The sequence below is a fragment of the Mesorhizobium sp. BR1-1-13 genome (assembly GCF_020165515.1).
Taxonomy (GTDB): domain Bacteria; phylum Pseudomonadota; class Alphaproteobacteria; order Rhizobiales; family Rhizobiaceae; genus Mesorhizobium.
Genome location: NZ_JAIUIH010000002.1, coordinates 396,308 through 422,328 on the forward strand (window position 1 = coordinate 396,308; position 26,021 = coordinate 422,328).

The 26,021-nt window shown below is 66.0% G+C and carries 22 protein-coding genes; 12 read left to right on the forward strand and 10 right to left on the reverse strand.

Annotated elements, in window-relative coordinates:
* Window positions 1-7 precede the first annotated feature (7 nt).
* Window positions 8-1,987: a Fe(3+)-hydroxamate ABC transporter permease FhuB gene (gene fhuB / locus LB533_RS06285; protein WP_224676883.1), complete on the forward strand. Its 1,980-nt coding sequence runs from the start codon at window positions 8-10 to the stop codon at window positions 1,985-1,987.
* Between the two features lie 15 nt (window positions 1,988-2,002).
* Here the strand turns inward: fhuB and LB533_RS06290 are convergent, their stop codons facing one another.
* Window positions 2,003-2,863, reverse strand: a complete 861-nt coding sequence (locus tag LB533_RS06290; RefSeq protein ID WP_224676884.1) for a MurR/RpiR family transcriptional regulator — start codon at window positions 2,861-2,863, stop codon at window positions 2,003-2,005.
* Between the two features lie 167 nt (window positions 2,864-3,030).
* Between LB533_RS06290 and murA the strand changes: the two genes are divergently transcribed.
* From murA to LB533_RS06335, 9 genes are all read left to right on the forward strand, one after another.
* The gene (gene murA, locus LB533_RS06295; protein WP_224676885.1) at window positions 3,031-4,287 is read left to right on the forward strand and encodes a UDP-N-acetylglucosamine 1-carboxyvinyltransferase; all 1,257 of its coding nucleotides are present in this window, start codon (window positions 3,031-3,033) and stop codon (window positions 4,285-4,287) included.
* The gene (locus LB533_RS06300) at window positions 4,284-5,168 is read left to right on the forward strand and encodes an N-acetylglucosamine kinase (RefSeq protein WP_224676886.1); all 885 of its coding nucleotides are present in this window, start codon (window positions 4,284-4,286) and stop codon (window positions 5,166-5,168) included. The genes murA and LB533_RS06300 overlap by 4 nt, the downstream gene beginning before the upstream one ends.
* 185 nt (window positions 5,169-5,353) lie before the next feature.
* Complete coding sequence (gene murQ / locus LB533_RS06305) at window positions 5,354-6,286, forward strand: N-acetylmuramic acid 6-phosphate etherase (RefSeq protein ID WP_224676887.1); 933 nt, start codon at window positions 5,354-5,356, stop codon at window positions 6,284-6,286.
* 184 nt (window positions 6,287-6,470) lie between these two features.
* The gene (locus LB533_RS06310) at window positions 6,471-8,018 is read left to right on the forward strand and encodes an ABC transporter substrate-binding protein (protein WP_224676888.1); all 1,548 of its coding nucleotides are present in this window, start codon (window positions 6,471-6,473) and stop codon (window positions 8,016-8,018) included.
* The gene (locus LB533_RS06315) at window positions 8,015-8,974 is read left to right on the forward strand and encodes an ABC transporter permease (RefSeq protein WP_140638518.1); all 960 of its coding nucleotides are present in this window, start codon (window positions 8,015-8,017) and stop codon (window positions 8,972-8,974) included. The genes LB533_RS06310 and LB533_RS06315 overlap by 4 nt, the downstream gene beginning before the upstream one ends.
* Window positions 8,974-9,813 carry an ABC transporter permease gene (locus LB533_RS06320; protein WP_140638517.1) on the forward strand — a complete coding sequence of 280 codons (840 nt, stop codon included), beginning with the start codon at window positions 8,974-8,976 and terminating at the stop codon, window positions 9,811-9,813. Before LB533_RS06315 ends, LB533_RS06320 begins: the two co-directional genes overlap by 1 nt.
* Window positions 9,810-11,558 (forward strand): ABC transporter ATP-binding protein, encoded by a 1,749-nt coding sequence (locus LB533_RS06325; protein WP_140638516.1) that lies wholly within the window; start codon window positions 9,810-9,812, stop codon window positions 11,556-11,558. Before LB533_RS06320 ends, LB533_RS06325 begins: the two co-directional genes overlap by 4 nt.
* Window positions 11,559-11,787: 229 nt before the next feature.
* A complete protein-coding gene (locus tag LB533_RS06330) occupies window positions 11,788-12,792 on the forward strand; it encodes a serine hydrolase domain-containing protein (protein ID WP_140638515.1) in 1,005 nt (334 codons plus the stop codon).
* A 2-nt stretch (window positions 12,793-12,794) separates the two neighbouring features.
* On the forward strand, window positions 12,795-13,910 hold the full coding sequence (locus LB533_RS06335) for an anhydro-N-acetylmuramic acid kinase (RefSeq protein WP_140638514.1): 1,116 nt from the start codon (window positions 12,795-12,797) through the stop codon (window positions 13,908-13,910).
* Between the two features lie 62 nt (window positions 13,911-13,972).
* Here the strand turns inward: LB533_RS06335 and LB533_RS06340 are convergent, their stop codons facing one another.
* From LB533_RS06340 to LB533_RS06350, 3 genes are all read right to left on the reverse strand, one after another.
* The gene (locus LB533_RS06340; RefSeq protein ID WP_140638513.1) at window positions 13,973-14,401 is read right to left on the reverse strand and encodes a GNAT family N-acetyltransferase; all 429 of its coding nucleotides are present in this window, start codon (window positions 14,399-14,401) and stop codon (window positions 13,973-13,975) included.
* Window positions 14,402-14,466: 65 nt separating this feature from the next.
* A complete protein-coding gene (locus LB533_RS06345) occupies window positions 14,467-15,858 on the reverse strand; it encodes a sigma-54-dependent transcriptional regulator (protein WP_140638512.1) in 1,392 nt (463 codons plus the stop codon).
* Window positions 15,855-17,660 carry a sensor histidine kinase gene (locus LB533_RS06350; RefSeq protein ID WP_140638511.1) on the reverse strand — a complete coding sequence of 602 codons (1,806 nt, stop codon included), beginning with the start codon at window positions 17,658-17,660 and terminating at the stop codon, window positions 15,855-15,857. Before LB533_RS06350 ends, LB533_RS06345 begins: the two co-directional genes overlap by 4 nt.
* Window positions 17,661-17,984: 324 nt before the next feature.
* Between LB533_RS06350 and LB533_RS06355 the strand changes: the two genes are divergently transcribed.
* Complete coding sequence (locus LB533_RS06355; RefSeq protein WP_140497716.1) at window positions 17,985-19,313, forward strand: dicarboxylate/amino acid:cation symporter; 1,329 nt, start codon at window positions 17,985-17,987, stop codon at window positions 19,311-19,313.
* A gap of 113 nt (window positions 19,314-19,426) precedes the next feature.
* Here LB533_RS06355 and LB533_RS06360 read toward each other — a convergent pair whose 3' ends face one another.
* The 6 genes from LB533_RS06360 to LB533_RS06385 are packed head-to-tail and all read right to left on the reverse strand — an operon-like array spanning window position 19,427 to window position 24,706.
* Window positions 19,427-20,437 carry an ROK family protein gene (locus LB533_RS06360; RefSeq protein ID WP_224676889.1) on the reverse strand — a complete coding sequence of 337 codons (1,011 nt, stop codon included), beginning with the start codon at window positions 20,435-20,437 and terminating at the stop codon, window positions 19,427-19,429.
* Entirely contained in the window at window positions 20,434-21,156 is a 723-nt protein-coding gene (locus LB533_RS06365; protein ID WP_224676890.1) for a ribulose-phosphate 3-epimerase, read from the reverse strand. Before LB533_RS06365 ends, LB533_RS06360 begins: the two co-directional genes overlap by 4 nt.
* Window positions 21,153-21,986: an alpha/beta fold hydrolase gene (locus LB533_RS06370; RefSeq protein WP_224676891.1), complete on the reverse strand. Its 834-nt coding sequence runs from the start codon at window positions 21,984-21,986 to the stop codon at window positions 21,153-21,155. Before LB533_RS06370 ends, LB533_RS06365 begins: the two co-directional genes overlap by 4 nt.
* Window positions 21,983-22,804, reverse strand: a complete 822-nt coding sequence (locus LB533_RS06375; RefSeq protein ID WP_224676892.1) for a sugar phosphate isomerase/epimerase family protein — start codon at window positions 22,802-22,804, stop codon at window positions 21,983-21,985. Before LB533_RS06375 ends, LB533_RS06370 begins: the two co-directional genes overlap by 4 nt.
* Window positions 22,804-23,880 carry a Gfo/Idh/MocA family protein gene (locus tag LB533_RS06380; protein ID WP_224676893.1) on the reverse strand — a complete coding sequence of 359 codons (1,077 nt, stop codon included), beginning with the start codon at window positions 23,878-23,880 and terminating at the stop codon, window positions 22,804-22,806. The genes LB533_RS06375 and LB533_RS06380 overlap by 1 nt, the downstream gene beginning before the upstream one ends.
* Window positions 23,881-23,884: 4 nt before the next feature.
* Entirely contained in the window at window positions 23,885-24,706 is an 822-nt protein-coding gene (locus LB533_RS06385) for a sugar phosphate isomerase/epimerase family protein (RefSeq protein ID WP_224676894.1), read from the reverse strand.
* Window positions 24,707-24,864: 158 nt separating this feature from the next.
* On the opposite strand from LB533_RS06385, the gene LB533_RS06390 reads away from it, so the two are divergent.
* Window positions 24,865-26,013 carry a Gfo/Idh/MocA family protein gene (locus LB533_RS06390; RefSeq protein ID WP_224676895.1) on the forward strand — a complete coding sequence of 383 codons (1,149 nt, stop codon included), beginning with the start codon at window positions 24,865-24,867 and terminating at the stop codon, window positions 26,011-26,013.
* Window positions 26,014-26,021 lie beyond the last annotated feature (8 nt).

Sequence of the window (26,021 nt, forward strand, 5' to 3'; positions counted from 1 at the left end):
AAGCGAGATGCCTCACCGCACCATCGGCGGCGCGCTGCCGCCGCTCGTCCTGTGGGGCCTGCTCGCGGGGGTGGCCGCACTCTTGTTCGCATGGCGCGTCGGCATGCAGCAGCCGGCATCGGTGCCGGGCGATCTCCGCCATGTCATCCTGTTCTACAGCACGCTGCCGCGCGCCGTCGTGGCGGTGCTGGCGGGCGCCGTGCTCGGCCTGTCCGGCCTGCTGTTGCAGCATGTGCTGCGCAATCCGCTGGCGGAACCATCGACGCTCGGCATTTCGGGCGGCGCGCAACTGGCGATGACGGCAGCCTCGCTTTACGCGCCGTTGCTGATGGAACGGTCGCAAGGGCTGGTCGCCTTTGCCGGCGGCACCGCCGCTGTGCTGCTTGTGCTGGCGTTGACCTGGCGGCGCGGACTGGAGCCGGTGTCGGTCGTGCTCGCCGGAATGATGGTGGCGCTGACCGCGAGTTCCGTCAGCGCCGCGCTGATCCTCGCCAATGGCGACTACCTGTTCTCGCTGTTCATCTGGGGCGGCGGGTCGCTGGTGCAGCAGGATTGGGGACCGGCCATCGCGCTGACGACAAGGCTGGCGGCCGGCGCTGTCGCGGCATTGATGCTGCTGCGGCCGCTGACCATCCTTGGCCTCGACGACGCCTCGGCGCGCGGTCTTGGCGTTGCCCGCCACACCAGCCGCTTTCTCATCATCGCGCTTGCGGTATGGATGGCGACGACTGTCGCGGCGCAGATCGGCGTCATCGGTTTCGTCGGCCTTGCCGCGCCGGCGCTCGCCACGCTTTCGGGCGCGCGCACGTTGCGGCAGAAACTGATCGCCGCGCCGCTGATCGGCGCAGTACTGCTGTGGCTGACCGACGGGCTGGTCCAGCTCGCCGCCGGCTCCGGCGGCGAGCGCATTCCGACCGGCGCGGGAACCGCGCTTCTGGGCAGCCCACTACTGCTGTGGCTGCTGCCGCGGCTGCGCATGTTCGAATGGCCGCATCTCGGTTCCAATGGCGTGACGCCGCGCAAGGCCCCCCGGCCTTGGCGCGTCATCCTCGTCCTGCTTGCGCTCACATTTACCGCCGCCGCCTTGGCCCTCGTGGTCGGTCGCGGACCGGCAGGGTGGTCGATCGCCGGCGGCGACCTGCTGGCCGATCTCGTCTCCTGGCGCGCGCCGCGTGTCGGCGTGGCCGCGGCCGCCGGCGCAATGCTCGCGGCGGCGGGCGTGGTCATCCAGCGCGTTACCGGCAACCCTCTGGCGAGCCCCGAAGTGCTTGGTGTCGGCACCGGCGCGGGCGCCGGCCTGACCGCCGTGTTGACGGTCAGCGCAACCGCCGGGCTCGGCTGGCAGCTCGCCGGCTCGGCCTTGGGCTCACTGGCGGCACTGGCCGCCATGCTGGCCATCGCCGCCAAGGCAAAATTCGGCGCCGACCGATTGCTGCTTGCCGGCATTGCCATGAGCGCACTGTGCAGCGCGCTGATCACCGCGACGATCGCGATGGGCAATACACAGTCCTATGTGCTGTTGCGCTGGCTGAGCGGTTCGACCGGACAGGCGACCGCCCTGGACGCATCCGTTGCACTGGCCTGCCTGTTGCCACTGACGCTGCCGCTTTTTTTTGCCGCGCGCTGGCTGGACATCCTGCCGCTCGGGGCCGACAGTGCGCGCGGACTTGGCGTGCCCGTAGCCGGCGGGCGGCTGATGCTGGTCGTTGTCAGCGCGCTCCTGACAGCGCTGGCCGCTTTGATCGTCGGCCCGTTGAGCTTCGTCGGCCTGATCGCGCCACACCTTGCCCGGCTCCTCGGCTTTTGGCGCGCACGCATTCATCTTGCCGGGGCGATGCTTCTGGGCGCCTTGCTGATGACCATATCGGACTGGCTGTCGCGCATGGCGGCCTTCCCGTACGAACTGCCTGTCGGCCTGTTCGCCTCACTGCTTGGCGGGCCGTATCTCGTCTACCTGCTTGCCAGGGGCGTGCCGCGCCACGGCTGACTCGGTCCGGGCATGTTAGGAAGACCGTTCGGCCTTCAGCACCGAGACCGCCGCCTCGCTGTTGTGGACGTAGTCATTGGCGTCAGGCTGCTTTTGCACCAGCAGGATGAACAGAAGGTCAGTCAGCGTGAGCTGCGCATCGCGCGCGGTGATGGACGATGAGCGCGCACGCTCCTCGTCGGCGATGGTGTAGAGGCAGATATCGGCAACGCGGCCCAGCGGGTTGTCGTGCAGGCCGGTGACGGCGATCACCATCGTGCCGCGCTTGCGGGCAAGCTCGGCGATGCGCAAGGTTTCGATGCTGGCGCCCGAATGGGAGAGCGCGAACAGCACATCGCCAGGCCCGAGCGTCGAGGCATTGGCCATCTGGATATGGCTGTCGCTGTCATGCAGCACATTGCGGCCAAGCTTCATCAGCTTGTAGGAGAAATCGCGCGCCACCAGCGAGGAAGCACCGACGCCGACCAGATGGATGCGGCGCGCACCGTCCAGCAGTTCCAGCGTCCTGGAGATGATCCGCTCGCTGTTGGCGGCGACGGTCCGCTCCATCGACAGAAGCTTGCTGCCGATCAGCTTCTTCAGGATGACCTGGTAACCGTCGCCGACCTCGATCGAACCGTGGATCATACCGGCCGGCATCTGCCATTCCCGCGCCTTGGCTTCGCTGACGGCGAGCTTGAGCTCCTGATAGCTGGCATAGCCGAGCTTCTGGCTGAATTTGACGACGCTCGACTGGCTGCGCCCAATCTCGGCCGCAAGAGCAGCCGTCGACAGCCGCAGCATCTCGTCCGGATTGTCGACGATGTACTGGCCGATCTCACGATCGCCAGGCGCCATGCCGTCGAGCTTGGCATTGATCCTGTTCAGAACGGACATGATTCCCCTTGCGCTTTGGCGTCCAGCCGCACGGCCAAGGAATAATTTATTCCAATTTCGATTGACAGCCAAGAACGCGGAATTAATTCTCAACCTGGGCTGGATTGAGCTCGGGATTGGCAGCTACGCCGGACGCGGTGCGGCACTCGTCGCATAAGGTTTCAGCCATGGACAGACTGCGCATCGTCGGTGGGCAAAGGCTGCAAGGCGCGGTCACCATATCGGGCGCCAAGAACGCCGCTCTGCCGCAGATCGCGGCGGCGCTGCTCAGTCCCTACCCGCTCGAACTGACCAACCTGCCCGATGTGACCGACGTCGAGAACATGCTCGGCGTGGTGCGGCTGCACGGCGCCGAGGTGACGCGATCGGCCCACGCCGCGACGATCGACACCAGTGCCGCCGTTTCCAGGGAGACGTCTTACGACACCGTCAGAAAGATGCGCGCGACAGTGCTGGTGCTGGCGCCGCTGCTCGCCCGTTTCGGCCATGCGCGGGTTTCGCTGCCCGGCGGCTGCGCGATCGGCGCGCGGCCGGTCGACATGCATGTCGCCGCACTCGCGGCACTGGGCGCCCGGATCGCCATCGAGAACGGGCTGATCGTCGCCTCGGCGCCGAACGGGCTCACCGGCACGCGCATCGTGCTGAGCTCGCCGTCGGTCGGGGCGACGGAAACCGCCATGATGGCGGCGGCCACGGCCAAGGGCGAAACCGAAATCCTCAACGCGGCGCGCGAGCCCGAAGTGGCCGACCTCGCCGCTTGCCTCAACGCCATGGGCGCGCGTGTCGAAGGCGCCGGCACGCATCGCATCCTGATCGCCGGCGACACGGACTGGCGCGCGGCCAGGCACGACATCATTCCGGACCGGATAGAGGCCGGCACCTATGCCATCGCCGCGGCGATCACCGGCGGGCAACTGGAACTGACGCATGCCCGGCTCGAGCACATGGCCTCGGTGGTGCAACTGCTGGAGGCGACCGGCGTGGGCGTCTGGCCCGGCGACCGCGGGCTCATCGTGTCACGCGAGCGGCCACTCAAGGCCGCAGACGTCACGACGGAGCCCTATCCGGGCTTTCCGACCGATCTCCAGGCGCAGTCCATGGCGCTGATGTGCTGCGCGCAGGGCGCGTCGCTGCTGCGCGAAACCATTTTCGAGAACCGCTTCATGCATGTTCCCGAACTGATGCGGCTCGGCGCCAACATCAAGCTGCAAGGCACCACCGCGCTGGTGCGCGGCGGCGAGAAACTGCACGGCGCGCAAGTCATGGCCACCGATTTGCGCGCCTCGGTCTCGCTGGTCCTGGCGGCCTTGGTCGCCGAGGGTGAGACGACCATCAACCGCGTCTATCACCTCGACCGTGGCTATGAGCAACTGGACCGCAAGCTGCGTCTGTGCGGCGCCGACATCGAGCGGCTGAGCGCATGAACAACGGCCGCTCCGATTATTTTCTCGGCGTCGACGGCGGCGGAACCGGCTGTCGCGCCCGTATCGAGGACGCCGAAGGAATCGTGCTGGGACAGGGCCTCTCCGGTCCGGCGTCGATGCGGCTCGGTATCGATGCGGCCTGGGCGTCGGTTGCCAAGGCCTTTGGCGCCGCGATCGAGGAGGCAGGGTTCGGCGCGGCCGAGACCACCCGGATCCACGCCGGGATCGGTCTTGCCGGAATCGGACGCAAGGGCGCGCTGGAGGCGCTGCGGGCGATCGCGCATCCCTTTGCCAGCATCGATTTCGTCAGCGACGGCGTCGGCGCCTGCCTCGGCGCGCATTCGGGCCAGGACGGCGCCATCGTCATTGCCGGCACCGGTTCGATCGGCCTTGGCTTCGTCGAAGGGCGCGACCTGCGCGCCGGCGGCTATGGCTTTCCGATCTCCGACGAAGGCAGCGGCGCCGATCTCGGCTTGAAGGCCGTGCAACTGGCGTTGCGCGCCCATGACGGCCGGCATGAGCGCACGGCGCTGCTGGCGGAGGTCATGCAGCGTTTCGAGAACGACCCGATGCAAGCCGTGGCCTGGATGGACCGCGCCAGCGCCACGGATTATGCGGCCCTGGCGCCGATGGTCATGCGCCACGCCGACCAGGGCGATCCGGCCGGACGGCGCATCGTGCAAAAGGCCGCCGCACAGATCGACACGCTGGTGCGGGTGCTTTTCGAAAAAGGCGCTCCGCGCGTGACTCTGCTGGGCGGGCTCGCCAGCCCGCTCGAACCATGGCTCGCTCCCGACGTTCGCCGGCGCCTGAAACCCGCCGATGGCGACGCGGTTTCCGGGGCGATCATTCTTGCCCGCAGGTCGCCCGGCGAGTGCTAACACCGAGGAATAATTTATTCCATCTTTTCGTTGACGGAACGAATATGAAATTCTAAGACGTTAACGAAACAGTGTAGCGACAATAGATCGACGTGCGCGTGTACCGGAGCCGTTGAGGAACCACTCTCGTTACCGGCTGGGTGCCCTGATTTTGAAAGCACTGGCCTGATTTTGAAAGCACTGGGATGAGCGAGCAAGGTTTGATGTCCGAGCTGGACCGGCTGGTTTCCGAAGGCCGCAATCCGCGGACCATGGACATCGACCTCCTGCCGACGATCGACGTCCTGCGCAAGATCAACGACGAGGACCGGGAGGTCCCGGCAGCGGTCGAAAAGGTGCTGCCGGACATCGCGGCCGCGGTCGACCGCATCGTGCTCGCCTTCCAGAAAGGCGCTCGGCTCATCTATATGGGCGCCGGCACCAGCGGCCGGCTGGGCGTGCTCGACGCCTCGGAATGTCCGCCCACTTTCGGCGTGCCGGAAGGCATGGTCATTGGCCTGATCGCCGGCGGGCCCGACGCGCTGGTGCGCTCGACCGAAGGGGCCGAGGATGATCCCAAGACGGGCGCCAGGGCCTTGCAGGACATCAAGCTCACTCCGGACGACGTGGTGGTCGGCATCGCGGTCAGCGGGCGCACGCCCTATGTGATCGGCGGCCTGAACTATGCCAAGCAGGTGGGAGCAACGACGGTCGCCCTGTCCTGCAATCCGGCATCGACCATAGCAGGCATCGCCGACATCGCCATCTCGCCGGTCGTCGGTCCCGAGGTGCTGACCGGCTCGACCCGGCTGAAATCCGGAACGGCGCAGAAGCTGGTGCTCAACATGCTGAGCACGGCCTCGATGATCCGCATCGGCAAGAGCTACCAGAACCTGATGGTGGACCTTAATCCTTCCAACAGGAAACTGGTCGCCAGGGCAACCAGGATCGTGATGCAGACCACAGGCTGCACGGCGGCGCAGGCGCGCCAGGCGCTCGGCCGGACCGGCAACGACGTGAAGCTGGCGATCCTGCTGACCATCACCGGGCTTGAGGTCGAGGAGGCACGTGCAGCCCTCGCCAAGGCAGGGGGTTTCCTGCGAAAGGCAATCAGCGACAAGACGCATGAAGGCGCTTGAGACAAGACGTATGAAGGCGCTTGAGACGAGACTTCATGAAGCCGCTTAGACAAAACGGCAAGCCGCTTTAGACAAGACGGCGCGAAGCCGCATAGACTGGGCCGATGCTCCAAAGCGCGTGTGTCTTGGAAGCGGTCCGCAGAACTGCAAGGGCATCGGGTTCAAGCAAAGATGGGAGACGAGAATGGTTTACCTCACAAGAAAGCTGCTGTCGGGCATCACGCTGGCAGCCATGCTCGGCATCGCCACCGTTTCGACGCAGGCGGCGACGCTGCACATGGCCTGGTCGCAGGACGCAACGGGACTTGATCCGCACAAGCAGACGGCCTTTTCCTCGCTGCGGCTCCTGGAGCTGATCTATGAGCCGCTGGTGCGGGTCGATGCGAGCCTGCAGATCATCCCGGCCATCGCCACGTCCTGGGAATTCTCCAAGGACGGCAAGGAGCTGACCTTCAAGCTCGATCCCAAGGCGAAATTCCAGGACGGCGCTGCCGTGACCCCGGCCGACGTCAAGGCATCGTTCGAGCGCATCCTGGACGAGAAGACAGGCGCCGCCGCCCGCGCCAACTTCCTGTCGATCACCAGCATCGACACGCCGGACGCTGGAACCGTCGTGTTCCATCTATCGCAGCCCGACGCGCCGATCCTGACGGCGATGAGCGACATCAACGCGGCCATCGTGCCGGCGGCCGAGATCAAGGCTGGCTCGATCGGCACCAAAACGGTCGGCTCCGGCCCGTTCAAGCTCGACAGATGGGACCCCAACGCCAAGGAAGTGTTGAGCGCCAACAAGGAATGGGCCGGCGGCGCGACCGGCGTCGACGGCATCGAGATCAGCGTGCTGCCCGACGAAGCGGCGATCCTCGCCGCCATGCGCACCAAGCAGGTCGATTTCGCGCTGCTCAACGATCCGCTCGTCGCCACGCTGGTGCCGAAGGAGGCCAGCCTGCAACTGAACCGCGCGCCGGTGCTGGCCTATAACGTGCTGCAGCTCAATCCGTCACGCAAGCCTATGACCGAGCTCAAGGTGCGCCAGGCGATCTCCTGCGCCGTCGACCGGCAGGAGGTGCTGGACACCGCCGCGCTCGGCGAAGGCAAGATTACGGGACCGCTGACGATCCCAGCACTTGCGACCGATCCAAGCCAGCTCTTCTGCTACAAGCGCGATGTCGAGAAGGCCAAGAAGTTGATGGCGGAGGCAGGCTTTGCCGACGGCTTTTCGGCGACCGTGATCGGCGCCACCGGCGAGCCGCCGACGGCGGCGGCAGAAGCCCAGGTCATCCAGTCGCAGCTCGCCGAAATCGGCGTCAAGCTCGACATCAAGATGATGGAGCTCAACGTCTATGTCGACGCCTGGCTGAAGGGCGATTTCGACATGGCGATCGCGCTTAATGGCGGCCGCGCCGACCCCTACACAATGTACAACCGCTACTGGACCAAATCAGGCAATCTGCAGAAGGTGGCCAACTACATCGACGACACGCTGGACAGCCTGATGCAGAAAGGCCGCGCCGAGACCGATCCGGCCAAGCGCAAGGTGATCTTCGCCGAATTCGAGAAGCACCTCGCCGAGGTCTCGCCCTGGATCTGGCTCTACACGTCCTACAGCTATACGGCCCAGCAGAAGAACATCGCGGGATTCGTGCCGACGCCGACGGGTACGCTGTTCAGCCTCAGCAAGGTTACCATCCAGCAGTCCGCAGGCATCGGACGAGAGGACTTCTTCGCGTGAACTATCTGATGCGACGACTGGCGGCGTTTCCTCTCGTCCTGCTTGGCGTGTCCATCCTGGTCTTCGTGGCGATCCGGATGGTGCCGGGCGATTCGATTACCGCGATGCTGGGCACCGAAGCCGGCCTGCTGACACCGGCGCAGCGCGATGCGCTCGCCGCCTATTTCGGCATCGACCAGCCCTGGTTCGTCCAGTACTGGCGCTGGATCGGCGGCATCCTGCACGGCAATTTCGGCATCTCCGTCACCTATGGCAGGCCAGTCCTCGACGTCATCCTCGAACGATTTCCGCTGACGCTCGAGTTGGCCGTCCTTTCGATGTTCATCGCACTCGCCGCCGGGATGCCGGCGGGCATCTACGCCGCCACCCGCAGTGAGAAATTGTCCGACCTCGGCGTGCGCGTCGTCGCCATGATCGGCCAGTCGACGCCGAGCTTCGTGCTCGGCCTTTTGATCATCTACGCGCTGTCCGCAGGCTTCGGCGTGCTGCCGGCGATGGGCGAATTCGCGCCGCTCTGGCAGGATCCGTTGCGCAATCTCAGCCAGCTGATCCTGCCTGCCATCACGCTCGGCTTCGCCTTCGCCGCCTCTGTCACCCGCATCTCGCGCTCGGCCATGCTCGACGTGTTGGGCGACGACTATGTGCGCACCGCCCGCAGCAAGGGCGCCTCGGCGCGCAGCGTCATCTGGCGGCATGCGCTCCCCAACGCGCTGATCCCGGTGGTGACGCTGAGCGGCATCGAGTTCGGCTATCTCCTGGGCGGCGCGGTCATCGTCGAGCAGATCTACGCCCTGCCCGGCCTCGGCCGCATGGTGCTCGATGCCATCCTCCAGCGCGACTACGCGCTGGTGCAGGGCAGCGTGCTGTTCATCGCCTTCAACTTCATGATCGTCAATCTCCTGGTGGACCTCGCCTATGTCGCGCTCGATCCGCGCATCCGGCCGGGCGAGCAGTGATGCGCATGCTGCGCGCCATCTTCGGGCACGGCAGCGGCCGTATCGGCGGCGTGATCGTCGGCGCCTATCTCCTGGTCGCCATCCTCGGCCTGTTGGGACTGACCCCGCACAATCCGATCACGCAATACCGGGTCGACCGGCTGCACGCGCCCAGTGCCGCCTACTGGATGGGCACAGACCTGTTCGGCCGCGACGTGGCGAGCCGGCTGATCGCGGGCGTCGGCCAGTCCTTCACCGTGGCGTTCTTTTCGGTCGCCTTCGCCGCGCTTGCCGGCACCGTGCTCGGGCTCGCCGCCGCCTGGCTCGGGCGCCGCTGGGATGGCGTTGTGATGCGCATCATGGATGTGCTGCTGGCCTTCCCGGCCATCCTCCTGGCGCTGCTGATCGTCACCGTTGCCGGACCTGGCACATGGACCAGCGTGGTCGCCATCGGCGTAGTCTACACGCCGATCTTCACGCGCGTGGTGCGCGGCCCCGCTTTGTCGCTCAAGGCGCGCGAATTCGTCGATGCCGCGCGCACCTTCGGCAGCAGCTCGTTCTATATCGTCACGCGGCATTTGCTGCTCAATCTGGTGGCGCCCCTGACCGTCCAGGTGACGCTGGCGCTCGCCTGGGCGTTGCTCACCGAAGCCGGCTTGAGTTTCCTCGGGCTCGGCACGCAGCCGCCGGCCGCCTCGCTCGGCCTGATGCTGAGCGACAGCCGCAATTTGATGGAAACCGCGCCCTGGCTGATGATCTTCCCGGGCCTGGCGATCATGATCAGCATTCTGGGCTTCAACCTGCTGGGCGACGCCTTGCGCGACATCCTCGATCCGAAGATGCGGAGAGCGCTCGCATGATCCCGCTTCTGTCCGTTCGCGACCTGCGCGTCGGCTTCGGCCGCGATCCGCAAGCCAATGAAGTGGTGCGCGGCGTCAGCTTCGACCTCGCCGACGGCGAAACGCTCGCCATGGTCGGCGAAAGCGGCTCGGGCAAGTCGGTCACCGCGCTGTCGATCAACCGTCTCATCGATTTCGGTGGCGGCCGCATCACCGGCGGCACCATGAGACTGAAACAGGCCGACGGCAGTCTCTTCGACCTGACGACCGCGACCGAACCGCAACTGACCGGCATTCGCGGTGCAGAGATCGGCATGATCTTCCAGGAGCCGATGACTTCGCTCAACCCGGTTCTGACCATCGGCACGCAGATCGAGGAATCATTCCGGCTGCATCGCGGCCTGACGGGCAAGCAGGCCACGACGGCGGCCAAGGACGCGCTCGACCGGGTGCGTATTCCCGACGCCGCGCGGCGGCTGAAATACACACCCAACCAGCTGTCGGGCGGCATGCTGCAAAGGGTGATGATCGCCATTGCGCTCGCCTGCAATCCGCGCCTACTGATCGCCGACGAACCGACGACGGCGCTCGATGTCACGGTGCAGGCGCAGATCATGGCGCTGCTTGCAGAGCTCAAGCAGGAAAGCGGCATGTCCGTCATCTTCATCACTCACGACATCGGCCTTGTCGCCGGCATCGCCGACAAGGTGATGGTGATGCAGAACGGGCAGGCCGTGGAACAGGGCGAATTGAACCAGATCCTCGATCATCCGCAGCACGCCTACACGCAGCATCTGTTGCGGGATGTGCCGCATTTCGCCCACGGCCGCGCGACACGCTCGGACGGACAGCGCGGCAAGGACGCAAGGTCGGACCCGGCCCTTGAGGTCAACGGCCTAGTGGTGCGATTTCCGCTCAAGAGCAGTTTCTTCAGCCATGCCAGCGGCGCCGTGCACGCCGTCGACGGTGTCGACTTCGACCTGATGCCGGGAGAGACATTGGCCATTGTCGGCGAGAGCGGTTCGGGCAAATCGACCACCGCGAAAGCAGTCCTTGGGCTGGTGCGCTCGACGCGCGGCAGCTTCTCGGTCGGCGCCCGAACGGCCTCGGCAAAGCATAGCGCCAAGCCCGTGCAGATGGTTTTCCAGAATCCCTACGCTTCGCTCAACCCGCGGCTGAGCATCGAGAGCATCCTGGCGGAGCCGGTGATCGCCAATGGCGGGCGGGCGGATGCCGAGGCGCGGGCCAGGATGGCGAGCCTGCTGGAGCGCGTCGGCCTGCCGGAGAACAGTCTGCGACGCTATCCGCACGAATTCTCCGGAGGCCAGCGGCAAAGGCTGTGCATTGCCCGCGCGCTGATGCTCAACCCGTCCGTCGTCGTTCTCGATGAAGCCGTGTCGGCGCTCGACGTCTCGGTGCAGGCCAAAGTGCTGGAGCTGCTGGTCGACCTGCAGCGCGAATATGGGCTGGCCTATCTGTTCATCTCGCACGACATGGCTGTCGTCGAGCGGATCGCCCACCGCATCGCTGTCATCTATGCCGGCCAGATCGTCGAGATCGGCGACGCGGCCTCGGTGCTGTCGACGCCGAAGCATTCCTATACGAAGAAGCTCATATCAGCCGTTCCGGCCATCGACCGGAGACGCGAGCGCTTCGAGATCGATACGCGCCAGGTTCCCTCGCTGGTGCGCCCGCGGGGATTCGAACCGGCGCCGGCGCGATGGGAGCGGTTTGGCGGAGACCATATGGCGAGGGTGGAAGGTTGATGGGCGGTGCCTTTGGATATGTGAGGTCGGCGGGACAGCGCCCCCCTCTGCCCTGCCGGGCATCTCCCCCACAAGGGGGGAGATCGGATTTCATCACCACTTTCGCCGACCTTCTGCGTTGGAAGGTGGGCGTTAGGTCAAGGCTGCCAATCTCCCCCCTCGTGGGGGAGATGGCCGGCAGGCCAGTGGCGGGCGCGAAGGATCGCGGCCTCTCCGATGGAGGCCGGCATTGAGCGATCTCTCCCAGCTCTTCGATCGTGCGTTCGCACCGCTGGAAGCCGCAGTGGCGGCGAAGCGAATTCCCGGCGGTGTGCTCGGCATCGTCGACAGGGACGGCCACCGCATCGCCAGGGCGATCGGCTTCGCGCAACTCGTACCGAAGCAGCGGCCGATGACCGTCGAAACCTGGTTTGACCTGGCATCGCTGACCAAGGTGATCTTCACCACACCGCGCATCCTGGCGCTGGCGGAGGACGGGGTCATCGATCTCGATGCGCCGCTGATTTCGGTGCTGCCGGACCTGCGCCAATACGATGCCGGGGCCTGGGAGCGGAGGGTGACGTTCCGCCAGTGTCTCGGCCACCAGGCGCCATTCCCCGCCGTCGAGCCGATCTACACCTATGGGCGCGACCCTGACCTGTTGCGCGCCTTCATTCTGCAGCGGGAATGGCGAGCGCGCGAGCCGGTTTATTCCGACATCAACTTTATCCTGCTCGGCTTTGCGCTCGAGCGGCTGTCGGAAAAGACGATCCGCGATATCGAGCCCGGACCCGGCTTTGCCTGGTCCGCAGAGCCAGAAGACACCGCCGCGACCGAGGACTGCACCTGGCGCCATCGGGTCCTGTCCGGCGAGGTTCACGACGACAATTGCGCGGCGCTGCAAGGCGCCGGCCACGCCGGCCTGTTCGGCACGGCGGCCTCGGTGCTCGATTTTGCGCAAGGACTGCTGGACGGCATTGGCACATCCCAACGTTCGATAGAGCTGATGCGCCAGCCCTTGTCCGCCACCCGCACCCACGGCTGGGAGCGTCCCCGTGAAGGCTGGTCGGGGGGCGCTTTCTGCAGCCCTGGAACGATAGGCCACACCGGCTTTACCGGCACGGGGCTGTGGATCGACTTCGACAGGGGCAAGGCGTGGACCTTGCTTACCAACCGGATCCATCCGACACGTCACGTCGACAGCGGAATCGTCGCGCTTCGCCAAGCGATCGGCGATCTCATCAATGGAGTTTGATAATGGAATCCCTCTGGGCCGTCGGCCTGATGACCGGTACCGTGCTGGACGGCAACATCGATGTCGCCCTGATCAAGACCGATGGCGAGCGCATCGACGATTTCGGCACCTACCGGCTGATGCCCTACCCCCCGTCGATCCGCGCCTTGCTGGAAGAGACGCTAAAGCAGGCGAGAGAATGGAATTTCACCGGGCCGGAGCCGGCGATCTTCCGTGAGGCCGAGGAGGCGCTGACCCGCGCGCAGTCGGCGGCGGTCAGAGAGCTCGTCGAAGGCTATGGGATGGAGATGGCCGACATCGGCGTTGTCGGTTTCCACGGCCAGACGGTGCTGCATCGCGCGCCGCAGGTCGGGCGGCTCGGCCAGACCCGCCAGCTCGGCGACGGCGAATTGATGCATTCGATCCTGAGAACCAAGGTCGCCTATGATTTCCGCTCCGCCGACATGCGCGCGGGTGGGCAAGGCGCGCCCTTGGCCGCCGCCTATCACACCGCACTGATGCGCAGCGCCGGCGCCAGTGGCGAGGTGGCCGTGCTCAATCTCGGCGGCGTTGCCAACGTCACCTGGTGGGACGGCGCCGACAATGTCGTCGCCTTCGACACCGGCCCGGCCAACGCGCCGCTCAATGATTTCATCAAGTCGAAAGGGCTCGGTGAGATGGACCGCGACGGCGCGCTTGGCCGGGCGGGAACGGTCGACGAGGCCCGGCTCGCCAAGCTGTTGCAACATCCTTACCTGACCAAACCCTACCCCAAATCGCTCGATCGTTTCGACTTCGGCGCCGCCATGGCGGATGGCCTGAACGCGCAAGACGGCGCCGCGCTTTTGACCGCCTTCACCGCCGCCGCGGTCGGCAAGGCACTCGACCTTCTGCCGAGCCGGCCGAAAAAACTGGTGGTCAGCGGCGGCGGCCGCCACAACCCGACGATGATGGCAATGATCGCCAGCCGCGCCGGTGTCGAGGTGGTGCAGGCCGAAAGCCTCGGCTGGAGCGGCGACGCGGTGGAGGCAGAGTGTTTTGCCTTTTTGGCGGTGCGCGTGCTGCGCGGCCTGCCGATCAGCTTTCCCAGCACGACGGGCGCGCCGCAGCCGATGCGCGGCGGACGGCTGGCTGGTTAGATTCTTGTTTGACGCAATTTCGGACGGAAAACCGCTTCGCGCTTTTCCTGTAATTGCTTCTGTCAGCCCGCCGACAGTTTTTTCTGCAGGAAGACGCGGCTGCGGCCGACGGGGAAATCGGCGAGTGTTCCGAAGGGCTGATAGCCCTGGCGCTGATAGACCCTGGCGGCGTTGGGGTTGAAGGTGTCGATCCAGGCGTTCTGACAGCCGCGCGCCATCGCCTCCTTCTCAGCCGCGTCCAGCATCGTGCCGGCCATGTGCCGGCCGCGCAGCCTTTCGTCGACCCACAGCCATTGCACGTAAAGCCAGCCCCAGGCGGTATAGCCCGAAATGCCCGCGACAATCGCGCCGGCTTCATCACGCACGAACACCGCAAGGGCCTTCCTTTCGGAAGCGCCGACATCGCCGTCGTTGAACGCCATCAAACGTTCGCCGAGAAAGGCGAGTTCCTGGGGCAACGGGGTTGCCGTCGTTTCAAGTGTCGTGATCATGGCTCATCCGAAATGCGCAACGGGAGACGAACAGAGTTACGAAGGCCGGAGCGCCTGCGCAACGCCTATATCCGTCTCCGAACAGGGTGCTGGTCGGGGATGCCACCATTGCGGAATTCGGAGGCGGAAATGCCGTAGCGCTTGAGCTTGTCGTAGAAAGTCTTGCGCGGCACGCCGAGTGCGTCGATGGCTCCGCGCACGTCGCCGGCGTGGTCGCGCAAGGCCTCGCGGATGAGTTGCGCCTCGTAACGGCCGACCCGTTCGGGCAGCGCCGCCGAGGGCTCCGGCAAACGCACGGGGGTTGCCCTGGCCTCCTCGTCGGGCCCGAGGCCAAGCGCGACGCGGTCGGCAAAATGCGCCAGCTCGCGCACATTGCCCGGCCAGTCATGCGACTGGAGATGGTCGCTCACCGCGGCATTCACGGCCGCGACAGGACGGCCGAAACGCTGCGAGGCGTTGCCCAGGAAATGCCCGAACAGCATCGGGATGTCGCCGCGCCGCTCGCGCAGCGGAGGGATGCGCAGCATCACCACGTTGAGGCGGAAATAGAGATCCTCGCGGAAATCGCCGCGCTGGTCCGGCCGGCCCAGATCCACCTTCGTTGCCGCGACGACCCGCAGATCGAGGCGGCGCGTTTCGTTGGAGCCGAGCGGGGTGAGGCTGCGCGTTTCCAGCACCCGCAGCAGCTTGACCTGGAGCGGCGGCGGCATGGATTCGATTTCGTCGAGGAACAGCGTGCCGCCGCTCGAATGCTCGATGCGACCGATCCGCCGCCGCTGCGCCCCGGTGAATGCGCCCGGCTCGTGGCCGAACAGCTCGCTCTCGATGACGGTCTCCGGCAGAGCGCCGCAATTCAGCGCCACGAAAGGCTTTGCGCGGCGCCGGCCCCATCTATGCAGGAGATCCGCCACCACCTCTTTGCCGGTGCCGGTCTCGCCTTCCACCAGCACGTCGACATCCATGTCGGCGATCTGGCGCAGGGTCTCGCGCAGCCGCCGGATCGCCGGCGCCTCGCCGATCAGCGGCAGGCCGTCGGCGGCCTGCGCGGCGGCCTCATGCAGCCGCCGGTTCTCCATCACCAGCCGCCGCTTTTCGCTTGCCCGCTTCAGTGCCTCGACAAGGCGCTCGCCCGCATAGGGTTTCGGGATGAAATCGTAGACGCCATCCTTGAGCGCGGCCACTGCGAGATCGATGTCGCCATGCCCGGTGACCAGGATCACCGGTATGTCGATGTCGATCGCCCTGATGCGATCGAACAGCTGCAAGCCGTTCATGCCGGGCATGCGGATATCGCTGACAACCACGCCCTGAAAATCCCGGTCGACGGCGGCAAGCGCTGCCTCCGCGGCCTTGAACGCGATCACGTTGAAGCCAGCAAGCTCGAGCAATTGCGTGGTGGCGTGAAGCAGATCCGCGTCGTCTTCGACGAGCGTGACCAGCCCTGATCCCTCAGTCATTCAATTCGCCTCAGATCTATGGTGAAGGATGCGCCTTTTGTGCTGCCTGGATCGAGGCGCAGCGTGCCGCCCAGTTCCTGGGCGATCTCCTGTGAGATCACCAGACCGAGGCCAAGCCCCTTCTCCTTGGTGGTCTGGAACGGCATGAACAGATTGCCAGCCGCTTCCGGCCCGAGACCAGGGCCATTGTCGCGCACCGAAACCAGCACCCTGTCGTCACGCTCGGCAAGCTCGATCTCGATGCGCGGACCGGGCCGGTCCTTCAGGGCATCCAGCGCATTCTGCAAGAGATTGACCAGGATCTGCTCCAGCCGGATGCGGCTCGCCATCACCAGCGGCGATGCCGTGCCGCGCGGCTTGACGACGGTCACGCCGGAATCGCGGATGCGGCCGGACAGGAGCGACAACGCGCCGTCGATCGCTTCACGCACCGGCAGCGGCGAGGCGGCGACGCCTGGCCGCCGCGCGAAGGTGCGCAGCGTGCCGGTGATGGCGCCGATGCGCTCGGTCATCGACACGATCGATGTCAGGTTGTCCGGGACGGATTCGACCTTGCCGCCATGCAGGAAGCGGCCGGCATTTTCGGCATAGGTGCGGATGGCCGCCACCGGCTGGTTGATCTCATGCGCGACGCCGGCGGCGATCTGGCCTAGGATGGAAAGCCGGTTGGCCTGGGCGAGATCGTCGCGCAGCCGACGGACCTTGGCCTCGGCGTTTTCGCGCTCGGCGATCTCGCCGGCAAGGGCCGTGTTGGAGCGGGTCAGTTCCGCCGTCCGAGTGCTTACCCTGCTCTCCAGTTCGGCATTCATGCGCGCCAGCGCTTCCTGCCTCAGGCGGCGCGCACGGCGGCGCCTGAAAAGCACATAGGCAAGCAAACCCGTCAGCAGCAGCGCCAGCAGCGTGGTCAGGCGCCCCGTGTTGGCGGCCGACGTCAAGGCGGCATCGGCAGGTGTGAGCAGCCACAGACGCCAGCCGGGAACCGCGCCGGGCAGGTCCTGCACCACCTCGACGAACCGGCGCGGCTTTCCGGCATCGTCGATCGTCGCCAGGCCGTCGCCGGCACCGCGTCGTATGGGCAGCGGTTCGAAGCCGGCTTCGGCGAGTTGAAGCTGCTCGTGAGCTGTCGCGGCATCCGCGGCCGAGAGCGGCGCAAGCGCGTGGAACCGCCACTCGGGCCGGCTGGTCGCCAGCACGACACCGCGCTCGTCGGTGACGAAAACGACAAAGCCGCTGGAGCGCCAATTGGCTTCGACGCCGTCGAGTTCGACTTTCAGTACGGAGACGCCGAGCGCCGTCTTGCCGTCGTCGACGCGGCTGGCGAGATAAAGTCCCGGCCTGCCGCTGATCGTGCCGAGGCCATACTGGCTGGCTGCGCCGTTGGCCATTGCGTCGGTAAAATAGTGACGAAAGTTGTAGTCGATGCCGACGAAGCTGCCCGGCTCGCCGGCGTTGCTTGCGGATATTGCGATGCCTGCCGTGTCGATGACATAGATGGCGGATGCCGAGGCGTCGGCGGCAATCGCCCGGAGCTTGTCGTCGAGCGCTGTCTCTTGCGTTTTGCCGGCCCGGCGCAACGCGTCGCGCACGGCATCGTCGCGTGCCAGCACCAAGGGAACGAGACGCTGCTTTTCGATTTCGCCGGCCAGGGTGCCCGCCGCCAGCGGCAAGGCTGCCAGTGCTCCGTCGCGCAGATCGCCGGCGGCCTGGTTGGCGGCAAGGCGCCCGGCAATCGCAACCGCTCCCGCCAGCATTGCCAGGGCGACCAGGAGAATGAGCCAGCGGCCGTCACGCAGCCTGGCCATCGCTTCGCGCAGGAGGTCGCGGAGGGCAAACCCTGGGGATACGCTATCGGTGCGCGCTCGCGGCGTTTGCCCTCTCCGTTCTTTCGCTGTTCGGCGGCCACTGTAATGCGAAATTCCGCCCACGCAAACAAGGATGAGTGCGGAAATCCGCACAGGCCTCCATCGAAACGGGGACAAAACTGCCGGAAATCCAGGGTTCCGGCGTTTTCTCGATCTGGCACGGCGCTTGCAAAACTCTCGACAGCGGCGAGCGACCGGAGCGCCGCGATGGGAGAAGTCTTGCGGGGCGGCGCGTGCCGTTCCCTCCGGCCAGGGAGATAGAAGATGCACATGGCAGACCAATCACGCGCGCCCGCCGCGCAGCGCAAGCCGCTCTACGCCCAACTCTACGTGCAGGTGCTGGTGGCGATCACCGTCGGCATCCTGCTCGGCCATTTCTATCCCTCGCTCGGCGAGAGCATGAAGCCGCTCGGCGACGCCTTCATCAAGCTGGTCAAGATGATCATCGCCCCGGTCATCTTCCTGACCGTCGCCACCGGCATCGCCGGCATGAGCGACCTGCAGAAGGTCGGCCGCGTCGCCGGCAAAGCGATGCTCTATTTCCTCACCTTCTCTACGCTGGCGCTCATCATAGGCCTGATCGTGGCCAATGTCGTGCAGCCCGGCGCCGGCTTCAACATCGACCCGGCGACGCTCGACGCCGCGACCGTCAACAGCTACGCCGCCAAGGCGCACGACCAGTCGGTCACCGGCTTCCTGATGAACATCATCCCGACGACCATCGTCGGCGCCTTCGCCGACGGCGACATATTGCAGGTGCTGTTCTTTTCGGTGCTGTTCGGCATCGCGCTGGCGCTGGTCGGCGACAAGGGCGCGCCGGTGCTCAATTTCCTGCAGGCGCTGATGGCGCCGATGTTCAAGCTGGTCAGCGTGCTTATGAAGGCAGCGCCGATCGGAGCGTTCGGCGCCATGGCGTTCACGATCGGCAAATACGGCATCGGCTCGGTTATCAACCTCGCCATGCTGGTCGGCACCTTCTACATGACCGCTTTCCTGTTCGTGTTCATCGTGCTGGGCGCCGTCTGCCGCTACAACGGCTTCTCCATCCTGTCGCTGATCCGCTACATCAAGGAGGAGCTGCTTCTGGTGCTGGGCACCTCGTCTTCGGAAGCGGCACTGCCCTCGCTGATGGAGAAGATGGAGAAGGCCGGCGCCAAGCGCTCGGTGGTCGGCCTGGTCATCCCGACCGGCTATTCCTTCAATCTCGACGGCACCAACATCTACATGACGCTGGCCGCGCTGTTCATCGCGCAGGCGACGAACATCCATCTCTCCTTCGGCGACCAGATCCTGCTGCTGCTGGTGGCGATGCTCTCCTCCAAAGGCGCCGCAGGCATCACCGGCGCCGGCTTCATCACCCTTGCCGCCACGCTTTCGGTGGTGCCCGCCGTGCCTGTCGCCGGCATGGCGCTTATCCTCGGCGTCGATCGCTTCATGTCGGAATGTCGGGCGCTGACAAACTTCGTCGGCAATGCGGTGGCGACGCTGGTGGTGGCGCGCTGGGAAGGCGAACTCGACGAGGCCAAACTGGCCAGGGCGCTGGCGGGAACGGCCGACGACAGCCTGCCGGCGGACATCGTTCCAGCCGAGTAGTCCGCACGGCGAACAACGATAGTAAATGGCCTGAGGCATCACTGCCTCCGGCCATTTTTCGTGTGTTCACCGTGTGAGGCGGCAGGACTTGCGCACGCCGCGCAGCTCGGCCATCAGTGTCCCTCCCCATGTCCGGGATATCTGCGCGGCCCTTCGACAGGCACGCGGGCCGTGCCGTCGTCGAACAGGACAAGGCTTGCCGCGCCGACCAGCCCGGCGTGGCGGCCGAGCTGGGCCTGAACCACCGGCACGTCGCGATAGGCGCGCATGGCGCGCTGGCGGATGGTCGCCTTTATTGCCGGAGCCATCAGATCGAGGCCATTGGCGATGCCGCCGCCGACGACCAGCACGTCGGGCGAATAGAGATGCAAGAGGTTGGTGAAGCCGACGCCCAGCCAGCGCGACTCCTCCTCGAGCAAGGCCAAAGCGAGATCGTCCTGCAGCCGCGCCGCATCGACGACATGGCGGCCAGTAACCTCGCCGTCGGCCGAGAGGCGGCGCAGCGTCGAGCCGTCGAAGGCTGAAGTCGCGGCATTGGCGCGGCGGCCGAGCGCGGTGCCCGAGGCGATGGCCTCGAAACAGCCGACGACACCGCACATACAGCGCTCGCCTTCATTGGTGATGGTCATATGGCCGATCTCGGCGGCAAGCCCGCGGCGGCCATGCAGGATGCGCCCGTCGACGACGACGCCGCCGCCGATGCCGGTCGAGACGGTGACGAAGACGAGCGAACGGGCACCGTGGCCGGCGCCGAAGCGCCACTCGCCAAGTGCCGCGGCATTGGCGTCGTTCTCCAGCCGCACCGGCAAGCCGAGCCGCCGCTCGAGGATGTCGGCCAGCGGCACGTCCAGCCAGCCGGCAAGCGTCGGCGGCCCGACCGCGATGCCGGCCAGCGGATCGAGCGGTCCCGGCGCGCCGACGCCGACGCCAAGGATGGCGAGCGCCGGTTCCTCGGCATGGATGGTTGCGGCGAGAGCCTCGATCTGGCCGATCACCACTTCGGGACCGGCCTGCGCCTGTGTCGGCACCGCCGCGAATGCCAGTATCTTGCCATCGCGGTCGACCAGGGCGGCACGAAGCTCGGTGCCGCCCAGATCGATCGCGAGAGCGGCTTCGTTGCTCATGCCGCGACTTTCAGCCCGTGCAGCCAGCCGATGCGGCCGGCCAGATCCCTGTCACCAAAGGCCAGCGAGCCGAGCACCACGGTCTCGGCGCCTGCGGCACGCAGCAGCGGCACGGTCTCATGGCGGATACCGCCGTCTGCGGCAAGAACCACGTCCGCCTCGCGTCCGGTCTTCCGCAGGATGGCGCGGGCCTCAACCAACCTGTCGCAGGCTTTCTCCGAAAGGCCCTGCCCCTTGACGCCGATCGCGGTTCCCAGAAGCGTGATGAACGCGACTTCGGACACAAAGGGCGTCACCGCTTCGACCGGCGTTTCCAGCCGCAGCACGACGCCGGCCCCGGCGCCGAGTTGCCGTGCCAGCCGAACCGCGCGCAGACCCGCCTCGCCGTTCTCGGCATGGACGCTGATCATGTCGGCTCCGGCCTCGATGAATTGGCGCGTCTGCGCCTCGACGATTGCCTCGTCGACCATCAGATGGACATGGATGGGCTTGGCCGTCAGCTTGGCGATGCGGGCGACGAGATCGGGAAAGAACAGGAAGGACGGCGCGAAGTGGCCGTCCGCGACATCGATGTGGTGAAGATCGACATAGGGTTCGATGCGCCTGACGTCGCTCTCGAAATTGGCGAGATCGGCCGACCAGAGCGAGAATTCGGCGATCAGGCGATCGCGCGGCAATGCGGCGATGGCGGCCGGGCCTGAAAGGAGTTTCGAGATCATGACTGGTCCTGGTTGTTGAAATTTTTATCGAGAAAGCCGCCGATCGCGGCACGGATTTCGGCGAAGTGGCGATCCTTGTCGGTGGCCTTCGGCGTCACCTCGGTGAAGATCGCATTGAGGATTGTCTTCGCCAATTCGCGGGCAGTCGCCAAGGGATGGACGAGGTCGACGCCGCTTCCGACGACGAGTGTGGGGATTGAGAGCACAGAGGCTGCGGCCCGCGAAACGCCGGGCCCATCGCCGGCGATTGCCTGCATCATTTCGGCGAAGACCGCTGCATTGTCGCGTTCGAAGAAACCGAGCAAGGACGCCAGATTGTCAGGTGCCTCGGCGCGGAACCGGGCCGCCGTGGCCGAAGCGGCAAAGACGGCGCGCGCCTCATTCAACGGGCGGTTTCGGATGAGCTCCGCCATTTCCGCATAGGGACGCATGTTTTCAGGTGCCGCGTCGAAGGCCCAGGCCGGGCGGACCAGCACCAGGCCGGTGACGCGCTCCGGGTGACGGGCGGCCAGGCGCAGCGCGATCGCCGCACCCATCGAGATGCCGCCGGCGACGAAGCGTTCGATGCCGGCCGCATCGGCGGCGCCCAGCACGTCGTCGGCGAACATGGCGATCGAAAAGGGGCGCTTGTGGCCGGCACCGGAGCCGCCTTGCGCCCGGCATTCGACGGTGAGCCGGCGTCGCGACGGGCCGTCGGGAAAATTCTGCGCCACCTGGGCGGCGTCACCGCCGAGACCGTGCTGGAAGACGACGGGGAGCCTGCCTTGCTCCGTGTCGAAGACACGAAGCGCAGCATCGTCGCGAAGCATCATCTTCGGCGCGACACTCATCGGAGCAGCCCGCGCAGAAACGCCGCGACGGCGGGAGCTTCGTCGGCCGACAATCCGTGCGTGACAAGCGGGCCATCGAATTTCACAGCGTTCAGCCGCGCGACGAAATCCGGAAAATCGACAATGCCTTCCCCCGTTGTGGCGAAGCGGCCGTCGCCTTGCCTGTCCTTGGCATGCGCCATGGCTATATGGCCGGCGGCCTCGTCGATCGCCGCCGCGACGATGGCGCGCGCCTCGCGCGGCGTCGCATGTTCGAACAGGTTCGCCGGATCGAGCACGACCTTCAGATGCTTCGAGCCCATGTCGGCGATCAAGCGGGTGGCATCCTTCGCCGAGGTGACGATGTTGGCCTGCTCGGGCTCGATGCCGAGATCGACGCCGGCCTCTTCGGCCAGCGCCAGCGCCTTTTCCATCTCGGCGGCCATGTCGGACCAGGCGGCCAGTGTGGCGTTGTCGGGATGGTAGGCCCATTGGTCGGCTGCATTGCGCGAGCCGGTGCAGAGCGTGACCAGCGGAATGTCGAGGGCGGCCGCCGTACCGATGACGACGGCAAGACGGCGAAGACCATCGTTGCGAACCGCCTTGTCGGGATGCGCCATGTTGTAGGTGCCCGACAGGGCGGCGAGCGACACGCCTGTTGATCGGGCGGCGGCGCGGATGGCAGGAATGACTGCGTCAGGCACGGCATCGGGCATCGACGGCAGGCCGGCGCAAGCGAGGTTGAACTGCGTCGTCTCATAACCCGCCTGCCGCACGGCCTTCAGCACAGCAGCCGGCTCGGCGCCCGCAAAGGTCTTGGCGAAGACGCCGAGACGCATCAGACCGCACCCGAAACCGAGGCGAGCTCAATCCGTTCGCCGGTCTCGACGGAGCGGGCAATGGCGACCATGGCGCGGATCGAGGCAATGCCGTCCTCGACATTGGCGCCGCGCATCGGCGCGCCGTTCAGCACCGTGTCGGCGAGACCTTCCAGCTGGCGGCGGAAGAAATGGCCGTCGGCGCCGAGCGGTTTTCGCGAGGTCGCGTCCTTTTCATGGAAGATGTCGACCTCGCTGGCGCGGAAGTACCAGGGATTGAACGTCTTGGCGATGACGGAGCCGTTCTCGCCATAGAGCTGGAAACCCTCGTGCCAGTCCATGCGCACGGCGACGGTGAGATCGAGATGGCCGAGCGCGCCGCTGGCGAACTCGGTCTCGACGAACCAGCAATAGGCGCCGAAGCGTTCGTTGAGACGGGCGCGTACGGCCGTGATCTCGCCGCAGAGGAAGCGCGCCGTGTCGACCAGATGCGAGCCGTGCGCCAGCATGAAATACTGCCGAAGATCCGCCTTCGGATTGCCCGATGGTTTCTTCGCCAGCTTGCTGGTGACAGGCAGCGGCTGCACCGCATCGGTGTTGGTGTAGCGGTGGGTGGAATCGCAATACCAGGCCTTCAGCGCCAGCACCTCGCCCATTTCGTCGCGGACGAAGTCGCGCGCGGCCTCCAGCGCCGGATCGAAGCGTTTCATGTGGCCGACCTGCAGGATCCTGCCGGAGCGCTTCACCGCCGCGGCCAGCGCCTCGCCTTCCTCAACCGACGTGCCGATCGGCTTTTCGCACAGCACATGCTTGCCGGCGTCGAGCGCCTTGACCGACATCGGCACGTGATAGGCATCCGACGTGGCGACGATGACGGCTTCCAGTTCCGGATCGGCGAGCATCGCGTCATAGTCGGCATACATCTTCCGCGGCTCGTAGGTGGCGCCCATGCGAGCGAGCAGGTCGGGTGCGGCGTCGCAGATGGCGTAAAGGTCGGCATTGCCGGCCTTTGCACAGGATTCCAGATGCGCGAACTGCGCGATGGGGCCGCAGCCGAGCACGCCGACCCTGAGGCGCCTGTCCTGTTTCCTGATCATCGCCTCAGGCTCCGTAGCCGCGCATCGTCCGTCGGTTGGTCTTGACCGCGCCGGCAGGATCGGCCGCCGCCGTGTCGGATTCTTCCTCGAGCACCAGCCAGCCATTGAAGTGCGGCGCGCTGCCGGCGATCTCGATGACTTCAGGCGTGTCGCAGACGCCCTTGCCCAGCATGGCCCAGTTGCCCTTGGCGTCGACATCCTTCAGGTGGATGTAGCGGATTCGGTCGCGGTAGGTGCGCAGCGTATCGGACATGTCCTTGTGGCCGCGCAATATGTGGCCGGTATCGGGCACCCAACCGACCAGATCGGGGTCAAGCAAGGCGAAGATCGCGTCGTAGTCGGCGCGGTCGAACAGCAGCGTGTTGTGGTGCGAACTCGGATGCACGGCGACCTGGACGCCGGCCTTGCGCCCGAGCTCGCCGGCCCTGTTATAGACCTCCGCGGCGATGGCGAATTTGTCGTCGCGCGACCCTTCGGACACCACGGTCGCCGAGCCCATCGATACAAGCGCGCCGGGGAAGGCGGCGGCGAAGTCGATCCAGCGCTTGGCGGTTTCGAGGTCGGCGACGATCTTCTCCTTCAGCGTAAAGCCGCTCTTCGAGCCGAAAGCGAAGGAGACCAGCGTCAGGCCGGATGACTCCAGCGCCGCGGCGAACTCCGTCGGCTTGCCTGCATAGCGGCCGATCATGGTGTCGGTGATCTCGATGCCGGCATAGCCGCCATCGGCGATCGCCTTCAGGAGATCGTCGGGGCCGCCGGTCCAGGCCTTGCCGAGCATCTCCCAGGTGAAGGTCTGGCAGCCGATCTTGAGCTTCGTCTTCGTCATATCGTTCATTCCTTGACGCCGCCCTGAGTTTCGCATGTTCTATAAAAATTTTACGCGCGTCAAGATTCAAAATGTTGTATAGCGGCTTGCGAGGAGTGATCGGTTGCCGGCGCAATGGATCCGGCAGAGCGTGGCCGCATCGGAGGAATGACAAGAAAATGCACGGACAATCGAAGACGAAGCTTGGGATCGGCGTCGTCGGATGCGGCAACATCTCGATGACCTATCTGCGCAATGCCGCGCTTTTCGGCGGCATCGAGTTGCGCGCCTGCGCCGACATCTCGGCCGACATGGCTGCCGCGCGCGCCAAGGAATATGGCATCCGTGCGCTCGGCGTCGACGCCATGCTGGCCGATCCCGAGATCGATCTCGTCCTCAACCTGACCATTCCGGCAGCACATTTCGACATTTCGCTTTCGGCGCTCTCGGCCGGCAAGCATGTGTTTACCGAAAAGCCGCTGGCGACCTCGGCCAGCGACGGGCGCCGCCTGGTGTCGGAGGCGGCCAAGCGGGGGCTGCTGCTCGGCTCGGCCCCCGATACTTTCCTCGGCGCCGCCGGCCGGCGGGCGCGCCGTCTGATGGATGAAGGCGCCATCGGCCGCGCCGTGACCGGCACAGCCTTCATGATGGGCCGCGGCATGGAGCACTGGCACCCCAACCCGCAATTCTACTACCAGCCGGGCGGCGGCCCGGTGTTCGACATGGGGCCCTATTATCTGACCATGCTGGTCAATTTGCTCGGCCCGGTCCAACGCGTCATGGCAATGGCGACGCGGGGCCAGCAGGAGCGGCTGATATCGGCCGAGGGACCGTTCAAGAACACGACGTTCAAGGTCGGCACGCCGACCAACGTGCTGTCGCTGCTCGAATTCCGGTCAGGCGCGACAGTGACCTTCGGCGCCTCATGGGACGTCTTCAAGCACTCCAACCATCCGATCGAACTGCACGGCACGGAGGGCTCGCTGCGCCTGCCCGACCCCGACACGTTCGGCGGCACCGTGTCCTTGTCCGAGTGCGGCGCCGAGTGGAAGGATTTCCCCAGCGAGGGCGAACTCTACGGCGCCCGCAACTGGCCCTATGCCGCGCCCGACCGCGCCAACTATCGCATGCTCGGCGTTGCCGACCTCGTGCGTTCGCTCGCGACAGGTGCCACGCCCCGCGCGTCCGGCACTCTGGCGCTGCATGTGCTGGAGACCATGGAGGCGATCCTGCACTCCGGCGAAACGAAAAACTCGGTCGCCATTGCTGGCGATGTCGTCCAGCCGGCCCTACTCTCGGAGGACGAGGCGCGCGGCCTGCTCGCCTAGATGCAATC

Coding starts and splice junctions, on each gene's coding strand:
- fhuB (WP_224676883.1), top strand. CDS start 8: ATGCCTCACCGCACCATCGGCGGCGCGCTGCCGCCGCTCGTCCTGTGG.
- LB533_RS06290 (WP_224676884.1), bottom strand. CDS start 2,863: ATGTCCGTTCTGAACAGGATCAATGCCAAGCTCGACGGCATGGCGCCT.
- murA (WP_224676885.1), top strand. CDS start 3,031: ATGGACAGACTGCGCATCGTCGGTGGGCAAAGGCTGCAAGGCGCGGTC.
- LB533_RS06300 (WP_224676886.1), top strand. CDS start 4,284: ATGAACAACGGCCGCTCCGATTATTTTCTCGGCGTCGACGGCGGCGGA.
- murQ (WP_224676887.1), top strand. CDS start 5,354: ATGAGCGAGCAAGGTTTGATGTCCGAGCTGGACCGGCTGGTTTCCGAA.
- LB533_RS06310 (WP_224676888.1), top strand. CDS start 6,471: ATGGTTTACCTCACAAGAAAGCTGCTGTCGGGCATCACGCTGGCAGCC.
- LB533_RS06320 (WP_140638517.1), top strand. CDS start 8,974: ATGCGCATGCTGCGCGCCATCTTCGGGCACGGCAGCGGCCGTATCGGC.
- LB533_RS06325 (WP_140638516.1), top strand. CDS start 9,810: ATGATCCCGCTTCTGTCCGTTCGCGACCTGCGCGTCGGCTTCGGCCGC.
- LB533_RS06335 (WP_140638514.1), top strand. CDS start 12,795: ATGGAATCCCTCTGGGCCGTCGGCCTGATGACCGGTACCGTGCTGGAC.
- LB533_RS06340 (WP_140638513.1), bottom strand. CDS start 14,401: ATGATCACGACACTTGAAACGACGGCAACCCCGTTGCCCCAGGAACTC.
- LB533_RS06345 (WP_140638512.1), bottom strand. CDS start 15,858: ATGACTGAGGGATCAGGGCTGGTCACGCTCGTCGAAGACGACGCGGAT.
- LB533_RS06350 (WP_140638511.1), bottom strand. CDS start 17,660: ATGGCCAGGCTGCGTGACGGCCGCTGGCTCATTCTCCTGGTCGCCCTG.
- LB533_RS06355 (WP_140497716.1), top strand. CDS start 17,985: ATGCACATGGCAGACCAATCACGCGCGCCCGCCGCGCAGCGCAAGCCG.
- LB533_RS06360 (WP_224676889.1), bottom strand. CDS start 20,437: ATGAGCAACGAAGCCGCTCTCGCGATCGATCTGGGCGGCACCGAGCTT.
- LB533_RS06365 (WP_224676890.1), bottom strand. CDS start 21,156: ATGATCTCGAAACTCCTTTCAGGCCCGGCCGCCATCGCCGCATTGCCG.
- LB533_RS06370 (WP_224676891.1), bottom strand. CDS start 21,986: ATGAGTGTCGCGCCGAAGATGATGCTTCGCGACGATGCTGCGCTTCGT.
- LB533_RS06375 (WP_224676892.1), bottom strand. CDS start 22,804: ATGCGTCTCGGCGTCTTCGCCAAGACCTTTGCGGGCGCCGAGCCGGCT.
- LB533_RS06380 (WP_224676893.1), bottom strand. CDS start 23,880: ATGATCAGGAAACAGGACAGGCGCCTCAGGGTCGGCGTGCTCGGCTGC.
- LB533_RS06385 (WP_224676894.1), bottom strand. CDS start 24,706: ATGACGAAGACGAAGCTCAAGATCGGCTGCCAGACCTTCACCTGGGAG.
- LB533_RS06390 (WP_224676895.1), top strand. CDS start 24,865: ATGCACGGACAATCGAAGACGAAGCTTGGGATCGGCGTCGTCGGATGC.